This window comes from Acetomicrobium hydrogeniformans ATCC BAA-1850, from assembly GCF_000160455.2.
In the GTDB taxonomy this organism is placed as follows: Bacteria; Synergistota; Synergistia; order Synergistales; family Acetomicrobiaceae; genus Acetomicrobium; species Acetomicrobium thermoterrenum.
Map to the genome: position 1 here is coordinate 1 of NZ_ACJX03000005.1, position 1,082 is coordinate 1,082.

General features: G+C 39.9%; 1 protein-coding gene. It reads right to left on the reverse strand.

Annotation, left to right across the window (positions count from 1 at the left end; translation table 11 throughout):
- Positions 1 to 709, reverse strand: a 709-nt coding sequence (locus tag HMPREF1705_RS10515; protein WP_370739607.1) for a nucleoside-diphosphate sugar epimerase/dehydratase, incomplete at its 3' end; no start/stop codon positions are given.
- Positions 710 to 1,082 lie beyond the last annotated feature (373 nt).

Here is a 1,082-nt window from a genome sequence, read left to right on the forward strand (position 1 = left end):
AGACTTTGGTATTCCTTGATAACTCGACAATTCGGCGTACCAAGCGTCCGTCGCCTGAAGGTATGGCGATCAAAACTTCCTGGATTTTATGGTTTTTTACCTCTATCGGAAGAGAATCTATGGGCCCAAAAACCGGTAGGCCTAAAATCTTCGTACCACTTTTTGCAGGATCGTCGTCCAGGAAGCCTTCTGGCTTGAGCCCCGCTTCAGGGTGGCGAAGCATCTCTTTCGCGATGAGCACTCCGGCCTCTCCAGCACCAACTATGAGTATTTTTTTAGGCTCTACAGCATGAATGGTTTTTTTATACCCGCGATGCTCAAAATAAAGCCTATAAAGCATCCTAATTCCACCCAGAAAAAACATGGCAAGAAAAGTATGAATAATTGGGATGCTTCGCGGCACACGAAAAGAAGCTCCCCCCATAAAGCACAGTCCTGAAAGGGCGAGCGCAAAAAACACCATTGCTTTAAATAAAGACACTAAATCTGGAATTCCGCTACAACGCCATGCACGCATAGGCAGACGCCATATAATCTCGGCCGCAAGAAGGGACACAGATGCGAACAATATATATTTAGGCATTTGAGGTGCATACATTGACATGATGCCCTCTAGGCGGAGGTTGAAGGCCAAAGGAACACATAATATCCCGCCTAAAAATATGTCAATCAGTAATTTTGCAATGTAACTTCTTTTTAAAATATTCATTACAAACCTCCACTAGTTGATCGCTATTTTTAAAAGATTTTAGACTCGGAGGTTGCAAATGCCACAAATAAAAACAAAAGGACCTGAAAGCTCCAATTTGCCACCTTATTTTAACTCTCCATTTAAACTTTTGACAATATATCACATGATAAATTATTCATATGTTAGCCTAACACATTAACTGTATCTTATTTGGTACATATACTCACTTTATCGATGATGTGCAGCAACATTTCAATTGATCTACGGAACTGTTATTCATTCTATTAGAATAAATCTGAATGACATTTAAACTATATCACATAAATGATTAAACATAACTTATGCGTAATCGAAGACCACCTCATCACACATCATCTTGAACGCTATCCTT